General features: G+C 46.8%; 12 protein-coding genes and 3 pseudogenes. 5 read left to right on the forward strand and 10 right to left on the reverse strand.

Annotated elements, in window-relative coordinates; translation table 11 throughout:
- Positions 1 to 48: 48 nt before the first annotated feature.
- Together FM037_RS20970 and FM037_RS20975 are read right to left on the reverse strand one after the other, a co-directional pair.
- Positions 49 to 537 carry a DM13 domain-containing protein gene (locus tag FM037_RS20970; protein ID WP_144047607.1) on the reverse strand — a complete coding sequence of 163 codons (489 nt, stop codon included), beginning with the start codon at positions 535 to 537 and terminating at the stop codon, positions 49 to 51.
- An 87-nt stretch (positions 538 to 624) separates the two neighbouring features.
- Complete coding sequence (locus tag FM037_RS20975; RefSeq protein WP_229380965.1) at positions 625 to 843, reverse strand: DUF3955 domain-containing protein; 219 nt, start codon at positions 841 to 843, stop codon at positions 625 to 627.
- Between the two features lie 366 nt (positions 844 to 1,209).
- On the opposite strand from FM037_RS20975, the gene FM037_RS20980 reads away from it, so the two are divergent.
- From FM037_RS20980 to FM037_RS20985, 3 genes and pseudogenes are all read left to right on the forward strand, one after another.
- On the forward strand, positions 1,210 to 2,601 hold the full coding sequence (locus tag FM037_RS20980; RefSeq protein ID WP_144047608.1) for an RsmB/NOP family class I SAM-dependent RNA methyltransferase: 1,392 nt from the start codon (positions 1,210 to 1,212) through the stop codon (positions 2,599 to 2,601).
- A 250-nt stretch (positions 2,602 to 2,851) separates the two neighbouring features.
- Positions 2,852 to 3,022 (forward strand): hypothetical protein, encoded by a 171-nt coding sequence (locus tag FM037_RS28630; protein WP_185976877.1) that lies wholly within the window; start codon positions 2,852 to 2,854, stop codon positions 3,020 to 3,022.
- 252 nt (positions 3,023 to 3,274) lie between these two features.
- Positions 3,275 to 6,426, forward strand: a pseudogene (locus FM037_RS20985) (NAD(P)-binding protein).
- A gap of 75 nt (positions 6,427 to 6,501) precedes the next feature.
- Here FM037_RS20985 and FM037_RS20990 read toward each other — a convergent pair.
- Together FM037_RS20990 and FM037_RS20995 are read right to left on the reverse strand one after the other, a co-directional pair.
- Entirely contained in the window at positions 6,502 to 8,166 is a 1,665-nt protein-coding gene (locus FM037_RS20990) for a sensor domain-containing diguanylate cyclase (RefSeq protein WP_144047609.1), read from the reverse strand.
- A 466-nt stretch (positions 8,167 to 8,632) separates the two neighbouring features.
- Complete coding sequence (locus FM037_RS20995; protein ID WP_144047610.1) at positions 8,633 to 9,172, reverse strand: YfaZ family outer membrane protein; 540 nt, start codon at positions 9,170 to 9,172, stop codon at positions 8,633 to 8,635.
- A 280-nt stretch (positions 9,173 to 9,452) separates the two neighbouring features.
- Between FM037_RS20995 and FM037_RS21000 the strand changes: the two genes are divergently transcribed.
- A complete protein-coding gene (locus FM037_RS21000) occupies positions 9,453 to 9,935 on the forward strand; it encodes a glutathione peroxidase (protein ID WP_144047611.1) in 483 nt (160 codons plus the stop codon).
- A gap of 977 nt (positions 9,936 to 10,912) precedes the next feature.
- On the opposite strand, the gene FM037_RS21005 is transcribed toward FM037_RS21000, so the two are convergent.
- Positions 10,913 to 15,130 carry a collagenase gene (locus FM037_RS21005; RefSeq protein WP_144047612.1) on the reverse strand — a complete coding sequence of 1,406 codons (4,218 nt, stop codon included), beginning with the start codon at positions 15,128 to 15,130 and terminating at the stop codon, positions 10,913 to 10,915.
- 484 nt (positions 15,131 to 15,614) lie between these two features.
- Between FM037_RS21005 and FM037_RS21010 the strand changes: the two are divergent.
- Positions 15,615 to 16,093 (forward strand): annotated as a pseudogene (locus FM037_RS21010) (aminoacyl-tRNA deacylase).
- 109 nt (positions 16,094 to 16,202) lie between these two features.
- Here the strand turns inward: FM037_RS21010 and FM037_RS21015 are convergent.
- The 5 genes and pseudogenes from FM037_RS21015 to glgB form a co-directional block, all read right to left on the reverse strand.
- On the reverse strand, positions 16,203 to 17,957 hold the full coding sequence (locus tag FM037_RS21015) for a glycogen synthase (protein WP_229380968.1): 1,755 nt from the start codon (positions 17,955 to 17,957) through the stop codon (positions 16,203 to 16,205).
- 125 nt (positions 17,958 to 18,082) lie between these two features.
- Entirely contained in the window at positions 18,083 to 19,351 is a 1,269-nt protein-coding gene (gene glgC, locus FM037_RS21020) for a glucose-1-phosphate adenylyltransferase (protein WP_144047613.1), read from the reverse strand.
- A 102-nt stretch (positions 19,352 to 19,453) separates the two neighbouring features.
- The gene (locus tag FM037_RS21025; protein WP_144047614.1) at positions 19,454 to 21,958 is read right to left on the reverse strand and encodes a glycogen/starch/alpha-glucan phosphorylase; all 2,505 of its coding nucleotides are present in this window, start codon (positions 21,956 to 21,958) and stop codon (positions 19,454 to 19,456) included.
- On the reverse strand, positions 21,948 to 24,086 hold the full coding sequence (gene glgX / locus FM037_RS21030; RefSeq protein ID WP_144047615.1) for a glycogen debranching protein GlgX: 2,139 nt from the start codon (positions 24,084 to 24,086) through the stop codon (positions 21,948 to 21,950). Before glgX ends, FM037_RS21025 begins: the two co-directional genes overlap by 11 nt.
- Positions 24,073 to 26,453, reverse strand: a pseudogene (gene glgB, locus FM037_RS21035) (1,4-alpha-glucan branching protein GlgB). The gene glgX and the pseudogene glgB overlap by 14 nt, the downstream one beginning before the upstream one ends.
- Positions 26,454 to 26,562: the final 109 nt, after the last annotated feature.

The raw sequence follows: 26,562 nt of genomic DNA on the forward strand, positions 1-26,562 counted from the left end.
TAAGAGAAATAAAGAGAAGAGAAGAAAAAGAAGAAAGCGGAGCGAGTGCTAGTTGACTCTCCGCTCGTATTTAGCTGAGGTAATGTATTGCCCGAATGTTTCACACCAGACGATAACGGTATTATATTGAGAAGGGTCAATACTGACACTCATAGGCAGGATAAAATTCTCAAACGTCTTCACTTCACCGACTTGCACCATAGACGACTTCAATCGATTAAAGTCTGCTTCCGTTTCCACAAACTCAGGAGACAGATAAAGTTTATAATCCGGTCCGGGAGAGAGACTCCCAGAAAAAGAGACAGAATCGGGACCAATTGATACTTCCCCTTCCCCCCAATGCAAAGCATCGCTATCTTCTCTATCCCGAGAAAATTCAGCGACAAATAAACGGTTCTCTGCAGCCAATGCCAATACTTGGCTATCGGGCGCGGCGGGCGCTATCAGTATAGGCAAGTAATATATCCCCAAAACAAACCCACCGAACACAGCCAGAACATGAGAGAGTGCAAAAGATAAAACCAACCGTTTTTTCATGTTATTTCCTAACTCATCTATGCTGGTGAATCCTAAAGATACCTGACCAGTATGTAGTGATCATAACTCCATGTTGAAATTACCATACTATTTCTTAGTAAAGAATCGACTAATAAAGACCAGCAGCATGATGATTAACCCCAGGCATACACTGAAAAAGCCCAAGGGCATAAACAAGCTTTCATGCAGGAATCCTTGTTCATCAACATATTGGTAGAAAGTATTTTCCAATAAGAGAAAAATACCACCCAAAACTAATAATAGGACAGAAACAATAATCGACTTTATTCCAAGTTTATGACTCACTTCGCCTCACCATATGAATGTATATTTGCCAGTAATTCTAAGGCTGAGAAAACCATGGAGCAAGCGCCTCCTAGATTAAAGTTAATTAATACCATAGTTTATTGGTTATCAATTACCTGCTGTGGACTTTAACGCAAAACTTCAGTGAATCACCGCAAGCACATCTCCAAATACAACATAACCCCAGATAATGCCTCCAGGCTTCATTCTAAGGCTGTCCCACATCTGTTATAATTCGCCCCAGATAAATACCACCCTAGATAACTACCCATGGGCGACGCCTTGAACACAAGCCACACTGATTCAACTCTTGACTCGACTCTCCACTCGAGAATAGGCTCAACAGCTAATGATCACCTCTCAATCGTGACATTTTTAAACGAGATCAAAGCGACCTCTTTTGAAGCCTTGAACGCAGATACTCCTGCGCAAAAGCGGGCTCTTAGCTACGCCAATACCATACTTCACCTATTTACTCAGGTGATGGAAAAGAAGCTGCCGGCCGATCGCGTTGTGGGTGAGTACTTTAGAGTCAATAAGAAGCATGGTTCTAAAGACAGGCGTGTGATCCGTGAGAGTTTGTTTGCACTTTTTCGTTGGTGGGGATGGTTAAACAAGTTCAACACTAATATCGGTACTAGTACTGGCACTAGCACAGTAAATACAGGCACCCAAGCTTGGTTCACTATGTTGATGCTTAATGCCCGCCTGGAGTCCCATTCATGGGAACCGTTTATTGCAGCCTGGACAGGCTTTTCCAGTCAAGAGAAAGAACTCACTCTCGATGCAGACGCACCTTTAGAGACAGTATCGGCAAAATGTGACTGGCTGGCTAGCCAGTTTCCAGCTATCTCTTTTACCACCGATGACTTGGTACCAGAGTGGTTCTGGCAGACTTGCCCCATCCAAGATGCCGAGCAGCGCTTGGCTATAGTCCAGGCCCTCTCTTCTCGCCCGCCTATCTGGGCCAGAGTGCAAAACATCGAAACCAATGAGGCCATAGAGAAGCTAGCCCAATTAGATATCACTGCCACGGCGAGTGAGTATTTTAGCGATAGCATCAGTCTTGGCCATAAGAGTATCAACCTTAACGGCATGTCACTATATCGTGAAGGCGAGCTTGAGATACAAGACTTAGGCTCACAAGTTGTCGGGCAAATATGTGCTCCGAGCCCAAATGATAACTGGTGGGATACCTGCAGCGGTGCAGGCGGTAAGAGCCTGCAATTAAAATCTTTGATGTTAGCCCAAGACAAACAAGCTAAGGGGACTATTGTCGCCTCAGATGTGCGCCGTAAACCGTTAGAAGAACTGGCCAAGCGCGCTAAACGTGCTGGCTTTAAAGGCATCACAACCTCCCCTTGGAAACCCGATGATCTGCCTGTGCCTCATAATCACTTCGATGGCGTACTTGTCGATGCCCCCTGTAGTTGCACAGGTACCTGGCGACGCAACCCGGATATGCGCTGGATAGACATTATTGAAGCCGTTCAGGACATGCCAAGCCTACAGCTGGATATTCTCAGCCGCTCCAGTCAGGCAGTTAAAATCGGTGGCACCTTGGTATATGCCACCTGTTCACTTTCCCCTTTGGAGAATGAATATGTGGTCAATGCCTTCTTGGCCAAGCACGCCGATTTTACGCTGGAAGTCACTAGACATCCGTTTACTGGCGTAGAGGCCAGTATGCATCTAGTCTTGCCATATCAAGCCGATACCGATGGCATGTTCGTCGCTCGAATGAAAAGAAAGTGCTGAGACCCAAACAGCGCTAGCGAATCCAGCATATAGAGACGACCTTGATGGTCGTCTTTTTATTGCCCTAGGTTTATCGACTGCAGTATTTCAACATAAGTAACTATTTCAATATTTATAGCGACGAGTCGAAACCTTGTCATCTTCCTGTCACCTGGCTTTCCTAGAATCTGCTTTATAGTCCTGCTCATCCATTGGTATTAAGCACTAGTTATACCAAGCGGTATGAAGCACAAATAATTCGGATATGAAGATGTCAAATTTCTACGATAGTGATGATCTACTTTGGGATAGCCAAATCGGCACAGATAGTGACAATGAAGAACGTCAAGGTAAGCACAAGAGTAAGCGCAATAAACACAGGCGCAGACAGTTATTGGATCAAAAACGTCAACAGGGCGATTCACAATCCGAGCAGTACTAAGCTCAGATAGGCTAACAAGATTAAAGTTTATAGGTTCCAGGACCTAGTTCCCAGAACCTTTCCTTCATCCTTCAAGCTGATCATTTCAATCCTTAGCTAATTTTTTTATACAAAAATTGGATAAATCCCCAAATCCTTCATAGGCTTACCTGTAGCTTCGCGCAAACATCTACTATCAACTAATAGTTAAACAAAAAATAGTCTCTATCACAGATGCGCTTCACGACTTCTATGCCAAAAAGGAAATAGGCCATGGAACAACTTCGACCTGACTTCATCTATCCCCCAGGATCCATGTTGATGCACTCACCACTCGTGCTCAACAGGGCCGACATGTATGGTTTCTTCATGAAAGGGAAGGAGAAAAACTTACAAAAATCCATCGATACTAGTCTCAATCAGGTAGCAGGTAGCAAGATGTACTTTAAGGTGCTTTCGCCTTATATATTAACCAGTTTTACCCGAGTCGATAAGGCTTATTCAGAATATCCCGAGGACAGGGAAAAAGGTTGGATCCAGGAAACCGATATTATCACTTGGGTCATGATAGGCAGGCAAGAAAGTGCCGACAGCAACGACATCAGCCAGGTGTATTTTCATCCCTTGTTCACCTTCGTCAATGATGCCATGGCCCTCATAAATGGCCGTGAGCTATTCGGTTATCCCAAATACATGTGTGAATATGAGATGCCCCAGCCCGGTGAGCCCCTCACTAAACTCAGCCTGTCGGTCAAGAGCTTCAAGACCTTCTCTCCCGAGACTAAGCTGGCGTTTCACCCCTGTTAACGGTCGATTGTGAAGCTCAAGAGGAAGATCAGCTCAGCACATTAGAGGCCATCACCAAAACCTGGCAACTGTTTAAAGGCCAGACCGACTTCATTCCCGAACTCGACAGACTAGGTGAGAACCAGCTATTTAGCTTGCTGTTCAAACCCGCTATCGATCAGATTTTTCTCAAGCAGCTACCAGACTCGGCCGGAAAGAAGGCTGTCTATCAGGCGATTACCGCCTCACCCGCTAAGGTGAATCGAGTCCATTCCTTGTCACTACTGAAAAATGACCTGTTAGCCACAGTGTTCGACAATGCCAGCTTCCCCTTGAAAGAGTCATTGGGCGTCGAGTTAGGCGAGCAACACGTGCTGCTACCCTATCATGTTAATTTTGACTTCGAGGTACCTGAGGGAGAGGTCTTAGTCGATAACTCAGTGCTCAAGAAGGAAAAGATAGCCATACTCGGCGGTGGCGTCGCCGCAATGTCGGCGGCCATGTGTTTAACCGAGCAGCCTGGCTGGCAAAACAAATATGAGATTGATGTGTATCAACTGGGTTGGCGCATCGGCGGCAAAGGCGCCAGTGGTCGAAATGCTGAGCAAGGCCAGCGAATCGAAGAGCACGGCCTACATATCTGGTTTGGTTTTTATCAAAATGCCTTCAGCCTGATGCGCAAAGCTTATGAAGAGCTAGAACGACCGGAAGGTGCACCACTGGCAACTTTCTTAGATGCCTTCAAGCCCCACAGCTATATCGTACTGCAGGAGGACGTTGGCGGTGAGTCTGACAGTTGGCCCATAGAGTTCCCACTCAGAGAAGGGCTCCCGGGAGACAGTACGGAGATCTTAACCCTATGGAAAGTGGTCAAGGCCGCCTTTAGTTGGATAAGAGACTGGCTCAAGGAGATGGATGACCTGCTCGATGAAGCCGAAAAAGAAACCGCTAAGCCAGTCCATTGGTTTAGTGAGGACTGGTTTGAACGCCTCAAAGACAGAATAGAAGACTCGATTGAAGACACCATAGATGATACTAAGGAGAACCTTGCTTCTCTTGGCGACTCTATAGAATGTCATCTTAATCAACTCGTCGGTCGTGAGTGTGATGAACACGCCCACAGCCCAGATGAAGATGATGAAGGCTTTATCGAGTCAGCCGTCGACAGTTTCCGTGCGCGCTTAGAGGAGAGCTTCGCCGAGAAGTTAGAGACTAACGATGAGCTTCGCAGGCTGTATATCGCCTCAGATCTTGGCCTGACCATACTCAAGGGGATGTTCGCCGATGGCGTGTTTAAGCATGGCTTCGATGCCATCAACGATTACGATTACCGTGAGTGGCTGATTAAACACGGTGCGAATCAGACCTTTACGGTAGACTCTGCGCCAGTCAGGAGCTTCTACGATCTGGTATTCGCCTATGAGAAAGGCAATTTCGATAAACCCAATCTGGAGGCGGGTACCATCATTCGCTCCATGTTGCGTATCGCCCTGTGCTATCAAGGTGGCGTGATGTGGAAGATGCAAGCGGGCATGGGCGATGTGGTTTTTACCCCTTACTACCAAGTCCTTAAGCGCCGCGGGGTAAACTTTCACTACTTCAACCAAGTGGACAATCTTGTCTGCAATAACGGCACCATTGAAGCCATTGAGATCACCGAGCAGGTTAAACTTAAAGAGGGTTTAGAAAGCTACGATCCCTTAGTCGATGTTAAAGGTCTAGATTGCTGGCCGAGCGCACCACTCTATGATCAGCTTGATAGTGAGCAGGCTCAGCTACTAAAAGACAATAACATCAATTTGGAACACTTCTGGAGTGATTGGCAGTCTGTTTATCAAGATAGGTTTGGTGAGCCATTGCCGACAAAAAGACTCGTGAAAGGAGAGGATTTTGACCGGGTTATTTTCGGTCTATCCATAGGTTCGGTGCCCCATGTCGCCGCCGAGGTCATGGCCCAGAGCGAGCCTTTAACTAAGACTGTCGACAAGGTTAAGACTGTAGCCACTCAAGCCTATCAAGTCTGGCTCAATGAAGATCTGCATGGCATGGGTTGGCAATATATGCCAGAGAGTGGCGAGCAGCCGGTACTCTCAGGCTTCACCGAACCCTTTGATACCTGGGCCTCGATGGATCAGTTAATAGATAAGGAGGACTGGCAAGGGGGACAGCCCAAAAATGCCAGCTACTTCTGCTCGGCGCTGCCAGTAGAGCATTACCCTCCCCGCTCGGATATTGAATTTCCACAGCTTAAGGCGCAGCAGGCCAAAGAAGGCGCCATAGGTCAACTCAACAGTCAGATCCACAAGCTATGGAGCAATGTTGGAGACGAGTTCCCCTGGCAGTGGTTACACCTAGGAGATGAAGCGAGTGAAGCCGTGCAGGGGCAAGCCAGATTCGATAGTCAATACTGGCGCGTCAATATCGATCCCTCGGAGCGCTATGTGATGTCGGTTAAAGGTAGCAGCAAATTCCGTATCGATACCGACGGTACAGGCATAGACAACCTCTATGTCACTGGCGATTGGATTAATACAGGCATCAACGCCAGCTGCGTCGAAGCGGCGACAATGGCAGGCATGCACACCTCAAAAGCTATCTGTGGCTACCCTAAGGTAATTAAAGGAGAAAAGGACTTTTAGTCAGTTTACCTAAAGGTATAACACATAGAAAAAGCTGACAGTGCGAACTGTCAGCTTTCTTATAGTTGCAGTAAATTAGATAAAATCTAAACTCTTGGAATCATTAATGACCTGACTCAACTTAGCCTGCTTAACACGACGTTTTTCAGTCTTATGGCGATACATATTCTTATCTGCGGTTCTCAACCAGTCACTGGCATCTTTAGCATCTCTGTTCAGAGCGAAACCATAGCTTATACCTGTCTCTCGATAGCCTTCCTTCTCAAATGCATTAGAGACTTGCTCGAGTTTAACCAGAACAGATTGAGTCTGTTCTATAGAGAGTAAAATGACAAAATTATCTCCCCCGATCCTAAATAACCTCAGCCTTTCATGGGCTTCACAGATAGACTTAAGCTGTTTAGCGGCAAATTGAAGTAAACAGTCTCCCTCATGATGGCCTAAGGTATGATTCACCAGAGTGATACCATCAATATCCAGCAAGATCAGGTCTTCATCCCGCTTAACATTTATACCAAACAGCTGAGTTTGCATGAATTCATCGAATGCATGTCGATTTTGTAGCTGTGTCAGTTCATCCTTACGGGCTTTCTCCCAGGCGATGCCCAACGTCTTGATGTAGGTTTGCCTCTCCTCGGACAATAACTTGATCTTATTTGCCAGTGCCAGGGACAGCATGAGGGCATCGGCGGTTCCGCCTATGAGTGTGGCAAGTTCTGCATATTCGATAAAGTCCGGAGTTAGCCCTAAATTACCCGGAAGAATTATCACGGCTGGCAACAATAAACAGGTGAAGGCAAAGATGAAATAACGAGCCGGAGAAAAACCTTTGAGCAAGCAGACGTTACCACAAGTAATCGCCAGGCCAATCCACAACATGATTAATACAGAGGCAATAATCGCGGTATAGGAGACCAAATAGATACTCGTCGGCAGTGCCAAGATACACAGCCACATCAAGTACTTGCTTAAACGCCACAGCTTTGGAGAATATTCAGGAAGCTGAAGAAAATGTTTGTAGAACAAGATATTAAATATAGGGAGACTAATAAAAAACAGATGGTGTAACTCTAAATTATGATAAGCCCATAGGTGAGCAGGAATGTGAAATGTCAGCGCCCAACCGAAGAAGTATGCCAATACATAGAGACCGTAATAGAGAAAAGCCCGGTCCTTGATAGAGAAAAAAATCAGTAAGTTATAGCAAGCAATAAAGATGAGTCCACCTAGACATAACATCACAGCCATGGCTTCAATATCTGCACTCTTCTTGTGCTCTAGCAGATGCTTTAACTCCACCTTAGGCACCGAAGAGAAATAGCGACTCTCCAGTTTCACGATAACCCAATATTCCACTCCATAGTTAAGCTCTACTTCCCGGCCATAATCAAACAAAAACTCATAAGGGGCATAGTAACCACTGTGAGAATCTTGCTTGCTGCCATCGTCACCTATCACCCAATAATCGAGAGATTCAACGATGGAGTTTCTGACACTGATTGCCCATTTAGTCTCTCTGTCGTACATAAATGTAGGCATTACCACCCAGTAGCTGCCCCCCGTTAAACTGATGCTGTCAGCTTTCTCCAGTGTCGCCATCCAAGGCGTCACATCGGCATGTTGAGAAGGAGGTGCTTGTTCGGCTTTAGCATGAAATAGGAAGGACTGATCGAAAGAGATTGCAGCTACTGCTGTATGGCTAAAAAAGATGAGTAATAACAAGAGTGTTCTTTGGATCATATCATTCGCCTTTTATCTAATTATTCGTTGACCTTAGGTCAACTACAAGCAGCTAGGCTCTATGATTTCCTCCTGATCCTTGAAGGAAATCATAGCCGCACATGCCATCAGCAGCTTGCAATATCGTTTACACATTGAGCATTATTCAATATAAGTCACAAAAAGATGAAGAGTGTGCTTTCCCCTTGAATAAACGCTAAAGATGTCTTTTTCAGCAGGACGCTGTGATATAGCAATATCTAATCGAAGAAACAGGCTGAGCCGTAGAAAATGGAGGGAGTTGCCTTCCGATGGCTTTAGTGTTCCAGTACGAGTTCAAGCGTCACTAACGATTAGTTTAGACTATTTTGACTGTAACGGAATGATATATCGGAGCAAATTTAATGGGGGTATGACAAGGTATTAAACAAAACATCAGTCGCTATAGCACCTGAGCGACTGATGTTATTGCGCATAGCAGGGAGAGTTAGAAACTGGCTTTGCCACCTATATAGAAACCAGAGTCGAAAGTAGAGTTATTGGTGTTGTCATACTGCAGACGAATATTTCTGTAGCCAGTATAAAGTGCAAGACTTGGATTTAACTGGAATTGAATTTTACTGTCTAACTCGTACATACCATCGACGCTACCAAAAGAGAGTACCGAAGGTGCATAATAACCAGACGCATGGAAAGAGAGGTTAGACCCCAGCGCCATAGTGTAACGACCACCCACCCCAATGGCACTGCCGTTAGCACTGTTTTCCGCCCAGGCATAGGAATACTTTGCTCCGATCTCAAAATGATGAATACCCGCATCATGGGCTACATGTATGGCACTCGATATGAGTTGTCCCCCATCATTTGAATAGATATATCCGAGTACGGCATTGGCATTATTTTTAAGATCTAGATTAATTTCTGTAGAAATAACGTCATCGTTAAGACCAATGCCAAAATCGTTGGCATTAGCTGCAACAGAAATACTCGATAGCAGGAGTAGGCTACTCCAAATTTTAACGCTCATATTGGCCTCTGAGAATTGGTTTTGCGGATAATAGCAAAAACGTCACAGACAACCACTATTCAATTGTTTTTAAAGAGTAATATAGTTTTATCGCACACACTTAAGCAACCAGAAAACCACAAAGAGTAAAAATAAGAATCATCTCCCCACTAAATGAAAAAAAAGAAACAATTCGTATCGTTCGAGCTCCAGTTCAAGCCTCATGTAAGTTGTGCGCAATTAGTTTGCTCAAAACTATACTTACTGCTAGATTAGCTGAAACCTTCAGGAGAGATTCAACATGACATCCATCTATGACTTTTCGGTAAATAATATCCAAGGAAAATCGGTATCCTTATCTGAGTATAAAGATAAGGTGATATTGATAGTCAATACGGCAAGCGCATGTGGCTTCACCCCTCAATATAAAGGGCTACAGGCTCTGTATGAAAAATACGGCCCTGATAATTTTGTCATCCTAGGGTTTCCCTGTAACCAGTTCGGAGCCCAGGAGAGTGGCAGTGAGAGTGAAATATCTTCATTTTGTGAACTGAATTTCGGCGTGAACTTCCCCCTCTTTGAGAAAATAGAGGTCAATGGCCCTGAGGCACATCCCCTCTATGAGTACCTCAAATCCGAGGCTAAGGGGATTCTAGGCAGCCAGGGGATCAAATGGAATTTCACCAAATTCTTAATTGATAGCCAAGGAAAGGTGTTAACGCGATTTGCTTCTACCACTAAGCCTGAAGCGATAGAAAAAGAGATAAATAGTTTGCTAGGCTAATCAACAAGATAGTTTTTTCTTTACTTAAACACAAAAAATATCGTCTATTTTTTGAACTTATTCATTTTCAGGGCATCAAAGAATATGAACGCGAAGAAGGTTTTCATGTTCATCATTCTCCCTGGGACTTCTAGCGCGGTCCCCTTGATCTTAAATGATCATCAGGCAGCCCAATCTTGATAAAAGACTGGTGTTGCCCTTTTTTTGCTTCATTTTCATCAGTTTTCCAAGAGGTAATGATTGGTCGAAAAATAAAAATAACTTTATCTGCTTCCAAAATGAACTTTCGCTAAATTAATGACTCATACATAGTGAACCGAATTTCTGGCTTCGACTTTTCATACTCAAATGAGTCATTCACAGTCCCAGCCGTTTCACTGTTCATCATCATCTCCCTTTAGATACGCATTGTATCTACTGGAAACATGTTATCGACTGCTAGCGCTAATCGACATTATTGTTTCCAACTACAGATTCTGAATAAGAATTCTTATGGCTCCCCTTTTTAAGGCGGGGCCATTTTTTTATCTTCTTATCACTTTAAAATTCATAACAAGAAGTACCAATCGACATAAAACACAATAACAACAACAACTTGACTCAAGACGGATAATGATGAATTCTAATTAATCTAAGTTTTTATCCATAACGATGAACTAATTCAGATCCCATGACTCTTACTATATGTAGCGAGTGCTACATGTTTTCATCATGGTTCATCACCTCCCTTTAGGACGCTCATTTGAGCCTCCAAATGAAGAGTTAAGTTTGTTTGCTAGCGCTATGCAGCTTAATCATTCATATACAGATTCTTTATAAGAATTCTTGTGGCTCCCCTTAATTTAAGGCGGAGCCATTTTTTTATCTTCTATTCAAAGACTATCCTGCTTTTACACATAAAAAACGGGCCTTAGTTGCCTAAGACCCGCTTGTTTTATGAGCAAACGATATAAATAGCTTTTACTAGCGACTCAATGCTATTTAAGGGTGACCTTTAGCGTCACATCTTCGCTACTAGGCATACTTTGCACCGAGACATAATACCAACCACTCTTTGGCTGATTCACAGTCACACTCTCTATGGTACCTGGGTTCGCTGATGCACCTGTGTTGCTGCTCGCATCGGGCCAGCTCTCGCCTACATATAACTCCAGCTCTCCGACGCCGTGTCCGGTTTCAGCCGTTAAGCTCTGAGTACCGGATGGCACATTGATATAGAAAGATGAGCGACCATTTTTGACACAGATAGGAACACCGTCACTGATACTGCCATAATCTTGCACAGTTTCAGTCGCGCACGTATCGGCTAATCCACTAGGTTGCTCTGGCTCAACTGGCGGCTCGACCGGTGTTGTACCCGAGTCAGTTAAACTCACCTTCACAGTGACACCTGAGTAGCTAGTGCCAGTGTCGATGGCAATATAACGCCAGCCACGATTAGCCACCACATGCAGACTCTCGCTGTTACCACTTAGCTCAGACTTAGATTGCGCGTTAGTCGATGACGCCCAAGTATCTGCATTAAAGTAAATGTTGGCATCTCCCTCACCACCTTGTGTAGTGATGTACAGATCTGTGTTATCCGCATCCACATAGACATAGAAACTGCCTTTGCCACCACTGATACACTCTTCATTTTCAAGGCTCAACTGGCCAGAGGTGATCGTCGCGACGCCACAGCTCTGCACTACACCATTGTTAGGATCGTTTGGATAGGCATCGGCATTATCACCTACACCGTCACCGTCACTGTCCAAGGTTTCCGTTGCATCGTTAGGGAAGGCATCTAAGTTATCACCTACACCATCACCGTCACTGTCCAGCGTTTCCGTTGCGTCATGAGGGAAGGCATCTGAGTTATTACCTACACCATCACCGTCGCTGTCCAGCGTTTCCGTCGCATCGTTAGGGAAGGCATCGGCATTATCACCCACACCATCGCCATCCGTATCGACAGATTCAGTTGGATCATTGGGGAAGGCATCTTGTGAATCTATGACGCCGTCCCCATCTGTGTCCACAGGAGTCGTTCCACCACCGACGAGTTCTTCAGTGATTAGGTAATCATTACTGACACCTTCTTCCGTCATCACAGCAACGCCTAAACACTGGCCGCCAGTATTGGTAATTGCCGCACGGCGGTTACCAAACCACTTCCAGGTGGTAGCACTGTCATAGGTTTCTCCGCTTGCCAAGGTCGTGAAACCAAAGCTCTCGCTAAGCTCACCGGTTTCATTGTCTACGCGGTAAACACGCACAGATGTGCTGCTGTTATTGGTAAAGGAGAAATCAGCCTCAAACGGACCCGTTAGATGCTTATTCATCAGATCACAACTGCCTATTGTATTGGCAGCTGGAATTAGCTCAGGCGCCGCCACATTAGCAATGGTAGCCGCGTCGATAATGAAATCGGCAGTTGCATTGTTTAGCACACCCACACTTAAACAATTCAAGCGGGCATCGGCTAGCATGATACGACGATCGCCATACCAGATATCGGATGTGTAGCTCTCCCCCTTATTGAGCGTACCGTAACCAAAATCAAACCCAGTTGCCGCACTGGCATACTTAGGTTTGCCTGTCAGGTTATCGACTCTGAACAGACGAACCGGATAGTCTGTGGTGTTAGTGATGGTAAAGGCATGGGACTCATCCTTGATAAGGTGAGGTCTCACTAACTCACAGCTGCCCAGCATATCTTGTTCGGGAATCGCCTCAGGCACCACATCTTTGACTAAATCTGCATCGATAGAGAAGCTGTTCTGAACCGGCTCCATCACAGCAACCCCTAAACAGTTCATGGCATTATCGGTCAGCATCAAGCGATCGCCTTCACTCCAGCTTGCAGCTGTGTAGCTTTCACCAAGATTTAACGTTTTATAGTTCTTGGCGAAGTTAGCCGTGCCCTTGTTGTTATCTATCCAAAACAGAGACACAGGCGTATCTGTGGTATTAGTGACCGTATATTCGGTCTTATTCGCGTCCACCTTACGCACATATTGCTGAGCCAAGGCGCAACTGCCTATGCTATCCGCTGCCGGAATCAATGCCGTGGCTGGTGACACAGTTTCAGAATTTGCTAACACGAAGGCTTCGAAACCAGCCTCTGTGCGCTCCGCTACACCTTTTAGTACTTCGATATAGGCGGCATTATCACCGGCCTGCAGCGCAGCTGTGATAGAGGCGACTTCATCCGGATGCTGCTCACCCAGATAGCGCATGGCAAAATAGCCCCATTGATACAAATCATCATACTCATAGGACATAAATAGCAAGTTATACAGAGGTGGAATCGTTTCGCCCTTTAAGGCATTAAGTGTACGGGTATGCTCGGCACCATTGGCCATATACTCGGCCATGCCCTCTGACCAGGAAACGTTATAATCGAATGAGCCATATGATCCCGCCTTGATATAGCGACCATCTAGATAGTGTACAAACTCATGTCTCAAGTTATAAATCTGGTCGATATACTGACAAGATGTTCCCACCCAAGAATCCGGACACTGCATGGCAATAAAGCGCGCCTGATTACCGACATTCTCCGGCGTACCTTCGAGGTACATACCACCGTTATTGGTGCTAATGCCGAAAAACTCAGGGGCGTACTTTTCATAATCTTCGGGGCTGGCGAACGCCACCACTTCTATGACATCGTTTTGATCACCAGTAACAGGCACGCCGCCGGTATTGAAGAAATTGTGGAACTCAGTCTCTTGCAACGCAATATCGGTGCAAGACTGGGTTAAGGTTGCCTGGCTAATACTTGATTGGGCGCGAATAACCACCTTATCGGTACACTGATGACGTACGGTTAAAATGTCTTCCTCTTTCGGTGGCACCACACAGCTACCAAACAAGGGGTCGCTCGCCTCACACTGACGACCCGCTGACTTTAAGTAATTCTTAGTCACTATGGTCTCAGTGGTTTCGACCGAGATCACCTGAGTCACCTTGCCATGTACCTCTAAGATGCTGCTATCGAAACGCGCCTTGGCCTCGTCGGTTGCTATACTCGATATCTTGCCCATAGCGATAAAGGTATGGGGTAAGATCCATTTTCTATCGGCTTCGGTGGACCATTTCATATCCAGTGACGTTTCCCCCAAGAAGGCAAAGGAGCGCATCACAGAAAGCACATCCAGCATATTGCTGTTGTAGGCAGATTTGACCGAACCATCACCATAGTAGGCAGCAGAACCAATGGCTCCTAGTAGCGCCATGGCCGCATCACCGGCATTGGTGGCGCCAAACGGGTTTGTCTGAGTAGAGTAGTATTGAATAGTCGCTAACAGGTGAGGCAGTTGGTCCTTAAAGTAGCTCGCACCAGCGCCGCGCTCAAAGTTATTTAGCGCCTTAGCATAACCTTCCTGGATAACGCCGCCATCAGTGCTCAAGAAGCCAGTCATACTCGCGACGGCTTGAAGTGCAATGCTCAGCTTAACGGCCTCTGCATCTGACATAGCAGGCGCGTAATACTTATATGAGCCCAAGAAATACAGCAGTTGATTGAGATCTGGGTCGGTCAGATCGTCAGCGCTCGCAAGATAGTGAACCGCATCGCTCACATCATCAATAGGGTCATTTACACCACTGGCAATACCTTCAAAATCGCTGTAAGTCGCGGCTAAGATGGTAGCAATCGCGTTGCCGTATTGTGCTTTCGATGAAATAGATGGCGTAGGAAGGTCGACAACAATATTCGTGTCGAAAACAATATAGTCACCCATAGGAGGTGGAATATCGCCACCAGTCACAGTCACTTGCAGTGTCGTTTCTTGTATGTTGCCGTTAATCTTGAAATAACGTGCTCCGGCGCGGGACACGAAAGAGATTGACTCATTATTAGTACCGACTGTGGCACTGGTCAGTTCCGCATTGCCACTCCAGTCATCACCATCATAGAGGACGATATCGGCATCACTGCCACTGAATGTTCCACCGGATGTAGTAATGGTGACATCACTGTTCTCATAGGGCACATTCACATAGAAATAATGACCATAATCGGTAATACAATAAGCTTGATTAGCGGGGACTTCCCCCTGGCGCTCTAAGGTTTTAGTGCCACACATCTCGGCCGCTTGCACTGAGGGAGCGTATAGCACACCTAGGTTAAGGGTAAGTAAGATAGCGCTAGCTAGAATAGACTTTTTGGAAGATATACTATTTATTGGTTTTATAATGTTTCTCATAGGGTTTACCTCATGCAACGGCGCCAGCTTATCGCTGGACATACTATTCATATAAGTAAAAAGACACTTTAGTTCTACGATGCGACCCGTAGATATTCCTTTGACTGCACACATGCAAGGTGGGCAGGTGTCTTTAATTATCCATCTCTATTTATTGATTTTTTCTTGGTGCTTTCACTAGACAGTACTTTTGTTAATAAAATGTTTCTTTTATTTCTACTGTATATTGCATGCAATAATCAAGGGTAGATGAATATTAATCATGTTAAAGCTTGAGGGATATTTGAATAAGAATTGAATAAAAAATAAAATAAGGATTATAAATCAGATAAATACGTCATGTAGTAACCTATCTTACGAAGGTTAATTATATGACTCAATGTTCAGTACATATTATTGAGCGATTTGAGTTCGTTCGAACCTAACTTTAAGCCTCTGGACTATAATTACTACTAACGCCATATTGGCTTCGAGAGGTAACACCATGGCTATTTCTACCCGGTTAAATGAGTATCTGCAGGATAATGAAGTGAACTATGAGCTTGTCTCTCATCCCCATAGCTTTAATTCCCTGAGCTCGGCCATAGCGGCGCAGGTCTCACCATCCCAGCTGGCAAAAGCGGTGATCTTAGAAGATCATGAAGGACGTAAGATGATGGCAGTGTTACCCGCTAACCATAAAATCAGCTTGGGGGCACTGGGGACAAACTCAATCGAGACCTACACCTGATGAAGGAGCAGGCTGTCTATCAGATGTTTAATGACTGTGAGAATGGGGCTATTCCCCCCTTTGGAGGCGCCTACAATTTAGAAGCGGTTTATGACGATCTGTTAGTGGATGCCAAAGAAGTCTATTTTGAGGCTGGAGACCATAGCAGCTTAGTGCACATAAGCCGAAAAGATTTCGTCAAACTGATCAAAGATGCCAAACACTTAAGATTCAGCCATCAAAATATACATTAGGTTTGAGCATCATCGAGTCATTAGCAGATGCCTGATGACTTCGATGCTGATGTCGGTAGCTGATTTAGCCATTTAGTTCAATGCTAAATCAGATACCTAAGACGATGATTTAAAACTCATAGAGATCTTGCCTATACTTTAGCGCTGAGCTTGCCCAATCGAATCTCTGTTGACTGGCTAAGCGTTCCATACTCTGCCACTTTTCACTGTTATATTCCCCGAGGGCATCGGAAAAACGCCCCAACAGACTCTCAGCTTGCCCCGCTAGGCTATCACCAAAAAACAGATAGCCGGTTTCATTATCGGCCACAGTATCGCGCAGGCCACCCACTCCGTGAACCAAACAAATTTGTCCCGCCTTCATCGCGAGCATCTGACTTATCCCACAAGGCTCGAAAGAGCTTGGCATCATAAAGAGATCGCCGTTTCGATACAGGGCATCCGAAACGGCCTCATCATAGCCATTAAGGAATATGAAGTTAGCATATCCGGCTGCAATGGCACTGAATTCTCGGGCGATTTTAGCGTCGCCGCTGCCCAGCAGTATGAATACCCCCTCGGGATGAGTCTGAGCCAAAGCCTGTAATATAGACTCGAGCACTGAGACTCGCTGGCCATTAGCGAGCACGACTCTCTGACGCAAGATAAGCACCTTCTGATCCGTCAGTCGACCGACCGAAGTCACTAGCATATTTGGGCCTATGTGCTTATTCATCGACGGCTTGTCTGCCGATTGCAGCTTAGATAATTGTGTATCTTTAGATAGCCAGACACGTCGCCACAATCCTGCAATTCGCGTCAGGGCTATCTGATCACAACAGGCAACCCACTGTTTATCACCCTGCCAGCACAACAGCGCCGACTCCATCAGTTCCAACAGCCCGAGCCAGGTATCATCTTGTTCGACTATACCCTGCACAGCCCTGGGGTGATCCGGTTTATTGCCTAACTCCTGAGTGTTCGCTCTATTCTTAGCAGCCGTACCCCTGACGCCCTTGTCTCTGAGCTTATCCCTGACACTGGCTTTGGCACTCCCAAGACTCTCCTTAACACTCGCTTCATCGGCAAGCTCATCGTAGACACAGGCATTTAATATCCCCACCAGCGCACCCGAGTCTTGTTTACGCTGCAGATCTGCCTCCAGTCCTTCGCCACCAAAAAAACCAGCGCCATGATCTGAGGGTTTCAGCACTTCATCGGCGTAAGTCGGTGAAACCAGGTGAACCTTAGCGCACAGATTAATTCCGACTCTCATGGGGTTGATACAATGGGGATAGCGGGGGTCTATCACAGCTCTAAGCTGCTCAGGAGATAACTTTTCCAGTAGGTTCGGAAACCAGGCACTCAAGGAAGAGCTGTCACCTCTGAGTGGGCGTATCCCCTGTATGGCCAGATTGTGTATGGTATAGACACAGGGAATAGCCGAAAGCTTTTGGAAATCTTCATCGTATTGGCTCAAGAGGGAAAACATGGCGCTGTGCCAGTCATGGAGATGTATCAGCTTCGGCCAGGGTAACAAGTGCTCGTTGATCGCCGTCGCCACACAGAGGCAAAACAGGGCAAACTTATTGGCATCCTCGGCGAAGGGCCGCTCGTCACTACCTTGGCTATAGATCTCCTGAGCTTTCCCGCTAAACACGCCATCTTGAGCGTCGATGAAATAGATCACCGCGCCCTCAACTTCCGGATGAGGAGTACTTAACAGAGCGACACTCTGCCTGGCACCGCCAAAAGTCACACTAAATTCAGCAAGCTTAGTGGCGTTAACTGAGCCAGCGAGAAAGCCATAACTTGGCATAATCACATCGGTCATCACACCTTGCTCCGCCAAAGCGGCCGGGAGATCGCGGATAACATCCGCCATTCCCCCACTTTAGCCCTTGGTATCGAGCCGTTCTCGGCGGCTAACATCAATACTCTTTTCAATGTTCTTTCCTTATCCACTACGAAATAAAGCGCAAAATAAAGTGCAGAATCAAGTACAGAGATTCACTCATAGCCTAATGGCAGTCCCAACATGTCTCTTGTCACTAACACCACGCCCTTCTCCGAGACCCTAAAGCCTCTTTTTCTGTCATGAACATGGTCATAACCAATCACAGTGCCTTCGGGAATGATGCAACCACGATCGAGAATGGCATTCTTAATTTTACAATGTCGCTGCACCACTACATCGGGCAGAATCACCGCGCCTTCGACTTGTGAATAAGAGCAGATTCTCACCTCATTAAATAACACACTCCTGCGCACCGTTGCCCCAGAGATGATGCAACCTCCGGATACGATAGAATCTAAGGTCATGCCTCGCCTGTCATCATCATCGAAGACAAACTTTGCCGGCGGAAGTTGCTCCTGATAGGTCCAGATAGGCCACTTTGCATCGTATAGGTTTAACGGCGGTGTTGGGGATAACAGTTCCATATTGGCCTGCCAAAATGAATCCAGAGTCCCCACATCACGCCAATAGGCTTTTTGGTCGTTAAAATCGCTGCAAAATGGATAGGCGAATACATTATGATCTTGGATAATGGAAGGGATGATATCTTTACCAAAATCTCGCTCAGAGTTTTCATTCAGAGCATCTTTTTTGAGCTGCTCAAACAGAAACTCTGTGTTAAAGACATAATTTCCCATGGAGGCTAGACAAGATTCCGGATTATCCGGCAGGTGTTTAGGCACTTCTGGCTTCTCTTCGAAGCCTAAGATGCGCTGGGTTTCATCGACCTGTACCACACCGAAGGCTCCAGCGGCCTCGGCTACCGGCACCTCTAAACAGGAAACGGTCATGTCCGCCCCGGACTCTGCATGGGCGGCGAGTATTCCCGCATAATCCATACGATAGACATGATCGCCCGATAAAATCATCACGTATTTAGGCATCTCGTGACGAATAATATCCATATTTTGAAACACTGCATCGGCCGTGCCTTGATACCAGTTTTCCGAGAAGCGCTGAGATGCAGGTAAGATCTCCACCGACTCGCCAAGCTCTTTCTTAAAATGGCCCCAACCTCGCATGACATGACGAATGAGCGAATGAGATTTATATTGAGTCACCACGCCCACACGGCGGATCCCTGAGTTGATACAGTTCGATAGTGGGAAATCGATGATCCTAAACTTCCCCCCAAAATAGAGCGAAGGTTTCGCGCGCCACTCAGTTAACTCATGCAAACGGGAACCTCGGCCTCCGGCCAAGATAATGGCATAGGTATCACGGGTTATATTACTGATATAACGTGGACTCGGATTAGGCATCTATACTCGCTCCTTGAGATTCATTGCTTAGGGTTAATTGGCTTTCACCGTTCAACGTTTGCTGTATTGGGTTAATGATTGCGACTTTAGGGTATTGCATGATTAAGCTTTCCATATTTCATCTCTGTAAGCAGAAATGGTGACATCACTCGAAAAACGCCCACTGCATGCTGTGTTGCGTATGCTCATCTTTGTCCAACTATCTGGGTCTCGATAGGCACTCGCAGCCCGCTGCTGAGCCTGTCGATATGATTCAAAATCCGCCGCCGTCATCCAGGGATCTGTTGGCGACTTGATACTCTCTATGATGGTGTCGAAAATACCGGATTCGAGTAGATTAAAATGGCCACTCTCCAGCAGCTCCATGACTTGCTTCAGCGCTGGGGACTCATTAATAAAATGCTCTGGCTGGTAATCTTCTTGCAGTGAACTGACTTGGCTGGCATTTAAACCAAACAGAAAGAAGTTCTCCTCTCCCACCTCTTCTAGCATCTCAATATTGGCGCCGTCTAAGGTGCCGATAGTCAGCGCGCCATTCATCATAAATTTCATGTTGCCTGTACCCGACGCTTCTTTACCTGCGGTGGAGATTTGTTGGGACAAGTCCGTTGCCGGACAGATCTTCTCCATGGCACTGACGTTGTAATTTGGCAAGAAGGCAAACCTGAGGTAGGGCGTGATTTGAGGATCGGAATTGACCATGTGGGCGACATTATTGGCAAGTTTGATCAACAACTTAGCCATGGCATATCCAGGCGCGGCCTTGCCACCGATCAAGACACACCTGGGCACTAATGCGTCTGTGTTACCTTGCAGGATCTCATGATACAAGTGAATGACATGCAGTATGTTGAGCAGCTGACGCTTATATTCATGAATGCGCTTAACCTGCACATCGAACATCATTTCAGGCTCAAATTCGACGCCACACTCTTTGGCTATCATCAAACTGAGTTCACGCTTATTGGCCTGCTTAACCTCACGCCACTCATTAATCAGTGCCTTATCCTCGGTGAAAGCGCTCAGGGCATGTAAGTGCTGCAGATCTCCGACCCATTGCCTCCCCAAGCGTTTTGTCAGTAAAGCGGCCAGCCTAGGATTACAGTGTGCCAACCAACGTCTCGGCGTCACACCATTGGTCTTGTTATTAAACTTTTCCGGCCAAAGCTCATAAAAATGTCTAAATAAACCCGATGTCAGTAGCTGAGTATGCAAGCCAGCGACCCCATTGACCGAGAAGCTGGCAACGATGGCAAGATAGGCCATACGCACATGAGGCTCACTGCCTTCTTCGATGATCGACATCTTGGCCAGCATGTCACCATCTCCGGGCCAGTGGTGAGCCACATCATCCAAATATCGCGCATTGATCTCATAGATGATCTCTAAAATTCTGGGGAGCATCTGCTCGAACATACGCACGGGCCAACGCTCTAACGCCTCGGGTAACAAGGTGTGATTGGTATAAGCCATGAAGTTGGTGGTAATTTCCCAGGCCTGATCCCATTCCAACGCATAATGGTCCACCAGCAAGCGCATCAACTCAGGGACGGCCACACTAGGATGCGTGTCATTGAGCTGCATCACATTGGCCTTAGCAAAGTCACTGAAGTCACTGCCATTGTGTTTCATCCAGTTATTGAGCAAGTCTTGCAGACTCGCCGAGGATAAAAAATACTGCTGCCTAAGCCTAAGCTCCTTGCCGTTCTCGCTGGCATCGTTGGGATAGAGCACCATAGTGATCTGTTCTGCCAAGTTTTTTCTGGCAACCGCTTCGGTATAATCTCCCTGATTAAACTCGGATAAATCAAAATCATCTGTGGCTTCAGATTTCCACAACCTCAAGGTGTTAATGCGGCCATTGCGATAACCAGGTATCGGCATATCATAGGCTACCGCCTGCACATCTTGAGTATCCACCCAAGTGACATGCCGCCTGCCCAATTTATCGATATAACTTTCTGTGTGCCCAAAGAAGGGCACTGTGACATTATGATTGGGCACCCTGACTTCCCAAGGGTTACCATCTTTAAGCCAACGGTCGGGACCCTCTATCTGATAGCCATCGACAATTCTCTGGGCAAACATGCCGTATTCGTAACGGATCCCGTAGCCGGTAACCGCTAAGTCTAAGCTGGCACAACTATCGAGAAAACAGGCAGCGAGTCGCCCTAAACCTCCATTCCCAAGACCGGCATCATGCTCTAAACTCTCCAGAGACTCCAAGTCGACAGCATACTGACTCAGGGCCTCACGGCTCTCATCGGTCAATTCCAGATTCAATAAGGCATTGCCTAATGCGCGTCCCATTAAGAATTCCAAAGACAGATAGGCGACTTGTTTAGTCTGATATTGACTGTCTTTGGCTCGGGTCTGTCGCCAGTTATCCAGCATCAGCTCTTTCACGCTACTTGCTAAGGCATGAAACAGATCGTGCTGAGCATACTCTTCCTGACCCAATCCATTATTCATATAACGACTCAAAGAAGCCGATAAGGAATTACATGGCTCGCAATCTTGCTGGAGTTCTTTAACTTCATCCTTAAGTGGCTTATCCGATGGCTTAGCTTTGGACACGCCTTGACGTTTAGGGGTACTAACACTCATGAACAGGCTCCTTAAATTCGGCATAAAACAGCATCAAGCTTCGATCTTGTAGGCGATATAACGAATGTAAATTCGTAGCAAGTGAGACAGACTCAGGATTTAATTCACTGTCTTGAGTGTGTAACAGACAGCGCCAGGGAGACAGGTTCTCAAGCTCAGGCAAACAAAAATCCAAGCTTTTCTCGTCTGTGTTAAGCATCAAGAGGAGTGCCTGGCGACAGCCCTTTTGCGCCTCAAGCTCACCACTTATCACCAGACTCAGACTACGAGTCTGGGTCTCACTCCACAAGGCTTTGGTCATCACGACCCCTTGACGACAAAACCAATCGAGTCCGGGTGCATCCACATTGGCACCCTCGTGTATGTATTGGCGATGGCAAAGCAAAGGGAAACGTTTTCTGAGATGAATTAACTTGCGGGTAAACTGCAGCAGTGCATTACTGCTGATGTCTTGTTGCCATTCCCGCCAGCTCAGGGGATTGTCCTGACAATAGGCATTATTGTTGCCAGATTGGGAGTGACCGACTTCATCTCCGGCGAGCAACATGGGCACGCCTTGAGACAAAAACAGAGTCGTGAGTATATTGCGGCACTGTCTTGCTCTTAGGCCATTAATATCAGGGTCATCCGTGACACCTTCAACACCATAGTTATGACTGAAATTTTCCTGGTGTCCGTCGCGATTGTCTTCGCCATTGGCCTCGTTATGTCTCAGGCTGTAACTAACCAGATCCATCAAAGAAAAGCCATCGTGGCTGGTAACGAAGTTAATACTGGCGGCAGGCGCCCTGCCAGAATGTTCAAATAGATCACTGGAGCCGTGAAAACGTCTGGCAAATTCGGGCAAGATCCCAGCATCCCCACGCCAGAAACGACGAATGGTATCGCGATACCTGTCGTTCCATTCGCTCCAGCCGATGGGGAATTGTCCCAACTGATAGCCACCCGGACCTATGTCCCAAGGCTCAGCAATCAAGCGGATCTGGCTCAGCACAGGATCTTGAGCTAAGGCGTCGAAGAAGCCGGACCCGGTATCGAAGCCATGGGTTTCACGGCCCATACAAGTCGCTAAATCGAAACGAAAACCATCGACGCCCATCACTTCCACCCAATAACGCAGCGAGTCCATCACCAATCGCAGTACATTAGGGTGAGCAATATTGAGTGTGTTACCGCAGCCGGTATCATTGATGTAATACCTAGGTTCACTGGGACTCAAACGGTAATAGCTTAGGTTATCTATGCCCCTGAAACTGTAGGTCGGACCGAGACGATTGCCCTCGGCGGTGTGGTTATAGACCACATCTAAGATCACTTCGATGCCCGCCTTATGAAATTCAGTCACCATATGACGAAATTCAAACACATCATCACCACTCAAATAGCTCTGGTGCGGGGCAAAAAAACCTATGCTGTTATAGCCCCAATAGTTACTCAATTTCTTCTGTTGCAGGAAAGGCTCATCGAAGAAACTCTGCACTGGCATAAGCTCGACACAGGTGATGCCTAAGTTGGTGAGGTAGCTTATCGATTCAGGACTGGCGAGTCCGGCGAAGGTCCCCCTGTGATGTTTGACAATACCCGGATGCAACTGAGTGAAGCCTTTAACGTGCAGTTCATAGATGATGCTGCGCCTCAGAGACAGTGATACCTCCTCCTGGCTATAACTTTTTTGCACCGGGATCACGGGTCCAAGCTGGCGATAATCTACCACCCGACACTTTGGCATACTGGCAGCATTGTCTGTCGTGTCGAAGGAGAGATCTTGTTCACTATCTTCGAGTATGTAACTGTAATGGCGTGGGTTATCACTGCACTCGCCCACCAATTGCTTTGCATAGGGGTCGAGCAGGAGTTTATTGGCATTAAACCTGTGCCCGGATAGCGGTTGAAACAAACCGTCGACGCGATATCCATATAGCAGACCTTCCCTCGCCCCTTCAAGATACCCATGCCAGATATGTTGCGACTTTCTCGGCAAGATAAAACGCCCGATCTCATCATGACCATGTTCGTCGAATATACACAGAGTGACCTGAGTCCCATGGGCCGAAAACAGGGCAAAGTTGACCCCGCAATCATCGACACTCGCCCCTAATGGATAAGGCTTACCGTTAGTTAGCTTCATCAGGCTCACCAGTCTGCTCTAACCCTATGGTTAAGTTAGTGGTTAAGCTAGTGGTTAAGTTAGTAGCTGAATCAATGACTGAGTGACTGGTTAAATGAGATGGCGATAAGACTAAACATCCCAGAGGCGGTACAGTGATCAGACTGCTGTGAGGCATGTTCTGATAAGGCATATTCTCGGCTAATATCACCCCAGTATTACCCACCCCACTGCCACCATAATACTCACTATCGCTATTGAGCAGCTCTCGATACTCGGTGCCCAATGGCAAGCCGATGCGAAAGCCATGGTGAACTTGAGGCGTCATATTGATGACAAATATCAAGTGCTCGTCTGCGGACTCGCCATAGCGGATAAAGCTAAACACGCTAGCCTGGTGATTATCGCAATCGAGCCATTGAAATTTATCTGCCAGGGTGTCTTGGCTGTAAAGTGAGGGCTGACTGAGGTACAGGTGATTAAGGTCTTTCACCCAGGCCTGCAGCCCTTGATGCGGGGCATACTGCAGCAGATGCCAATCTAAACTTCGCTCATGACTCCACTCGTCTCTTTGGCCAAACTCATTGCCCATAAATAGGAGCTTCTTACCCGGGTGCCCCCACATGAAGCCGAAATATGCCCGTAGGCTGGCAAACTTCTGCCAGTCATCACCTGGCACCTTATGTAGCAATGATCCCTTGCCATGAACCACCTCATCGTGGCTCAAGGACAAGATAAATTGCTCACTGAAACAGTACATCAAGCTAAAGGTCAGCTCGTTATGATGATGACTCCTGTGGATTGGATCCCGGCCCAGATAGCGCAGGCTATCGTTCATCCAGCCCATGTTCCACTTGAAGCCAAAACCTAAGCCAGACTCATCGACCCGTTTCGTCACTCCAGGCCAAGCGGTAGACTCTTCGGCGATCATGACGATCCCCGGAAATGCCTGGTATAGACGCTGGTTAAGGCTCTGCAGAAAGCTAATGGCCTCTAGGTTTTCCCGCCCTCCCTCAGCATTGGGGAGCCACTGCCCCGGCTCACGGCTGTAATCGAGATATAACATGGAGGAAACGGCATCGATACGCAGGCCATCGAAATGAAACTCATCGAGCCAATAGCAAGCATTGCTCAGCAGGTAGCTTTGCACTTCGCCGCGGCCGTAATTATAGATCAAGGTATCCCAGTCAGGATGCTCCCCCGCCTGGGATCTTGATGCTCATACAGGCTAGTGCCATCAAACTGGATTAGACCATGGGGGTCTTTGGGAAAGTGTGCGGCCACCCAGTCGAGTACCACGGCCAAGCCCGCCTTATGGCAGGCATCGACAAATGTTTTCAATCCTGAAGTATCGCCGAATCTATGGCTAGGCGCGTACAAGCCCACAGGCTGATAGCCCCAAGAGCCATCGAAGGGATATTCACTGATAGGCATCAGCTGCAGATGGGTAAACCCCATCTCTTTAACATAAGGAATGAGCTGCTCGATGAGATCTTGGTAATTCAGAAAAAGCTCACCCTCATCTCCCTTACGTCGCCATGAGGCGAGATGAACCTCATAGGTGGAAATTGGCTGGTGGTGCCATTGCTGAGCTTTACGGTACTCTAGCCACTCTTTATCTTGCCAGTTAAAATCTTGCTTAAGGGGTATCAAGGAGGCATTCCCCGGCGCAGCTTGCATGGCTTTAGCGTAGGGATCCGATTTCTCTATGCACTCGCCATACTCAGATATCAGCTCAAACTTATAATGTGCTTTCTCATTAACATCGGGAATGAATATCTCCCATAGGCCATTGGCCAAGTGCTGACGCATCACATGCCGAGTCCCGTCCCAATGGTTAAAATCTCCCACCACAGACACGCGCCTGGCATTGGGGGCCCACACACAGAAATTCACCCCATCGACTCCCTGGCTCTGCCGCCAATTAGCCCCCAACAGGTGATAAGCCTGCTCTAAGCGTCCCTCAGCAAACAGATAAATGTCGTCTCGATTTAACAAGCTTGGAAACTGATAGGGGTCGATGATCTCTTCGACGCTCAAGGGATATTCGACCCGTAATTTATAGAGGAAAGGTTTCACCCTTCGCCCTATCACCCCGGCAAACAGACCGGTTTCATTGACCCGTTCTAAGCTGGCAAGCTTACGTCCGTCCTTAAGGCTAAGCACCTCGACACTGAGGGCACCAGGTAATAAGCAGCGCACCACCAACCGCTTTTTAACCTGAACGGCTTTAGCTTCGGCTTGCTTGCCTTTGGTGTTTTTTGTCGGCGTACCGCTCGGGTTTTCCAGTAGATGCATGCCTAACAGAGAAAACACATCGCAATATTCACCATTAAGCAGCGCAATATCCGCGCCGTGATGAAAGTGAGGGGCATTTTGAGTCATCATTTATCTTCCATTAACGTTAAAATTTATCAGGCTAATCACCTGTTATGCCGATACACTGCTGTAAATACATTCCAGCTGGGCTTTGCGCATTCAGGCACCAATAGTTAAA

It is taken from the genome of Shewanella psychropiezotolerans, from assembly GCF_007197555.1.
Lineage (GTDB): Bacteria > Pseudomonadota > Gammaproteobacteria > Enterobacterales > Shewanellaceae > Shewanella > Shewanella psychropiezotolerans.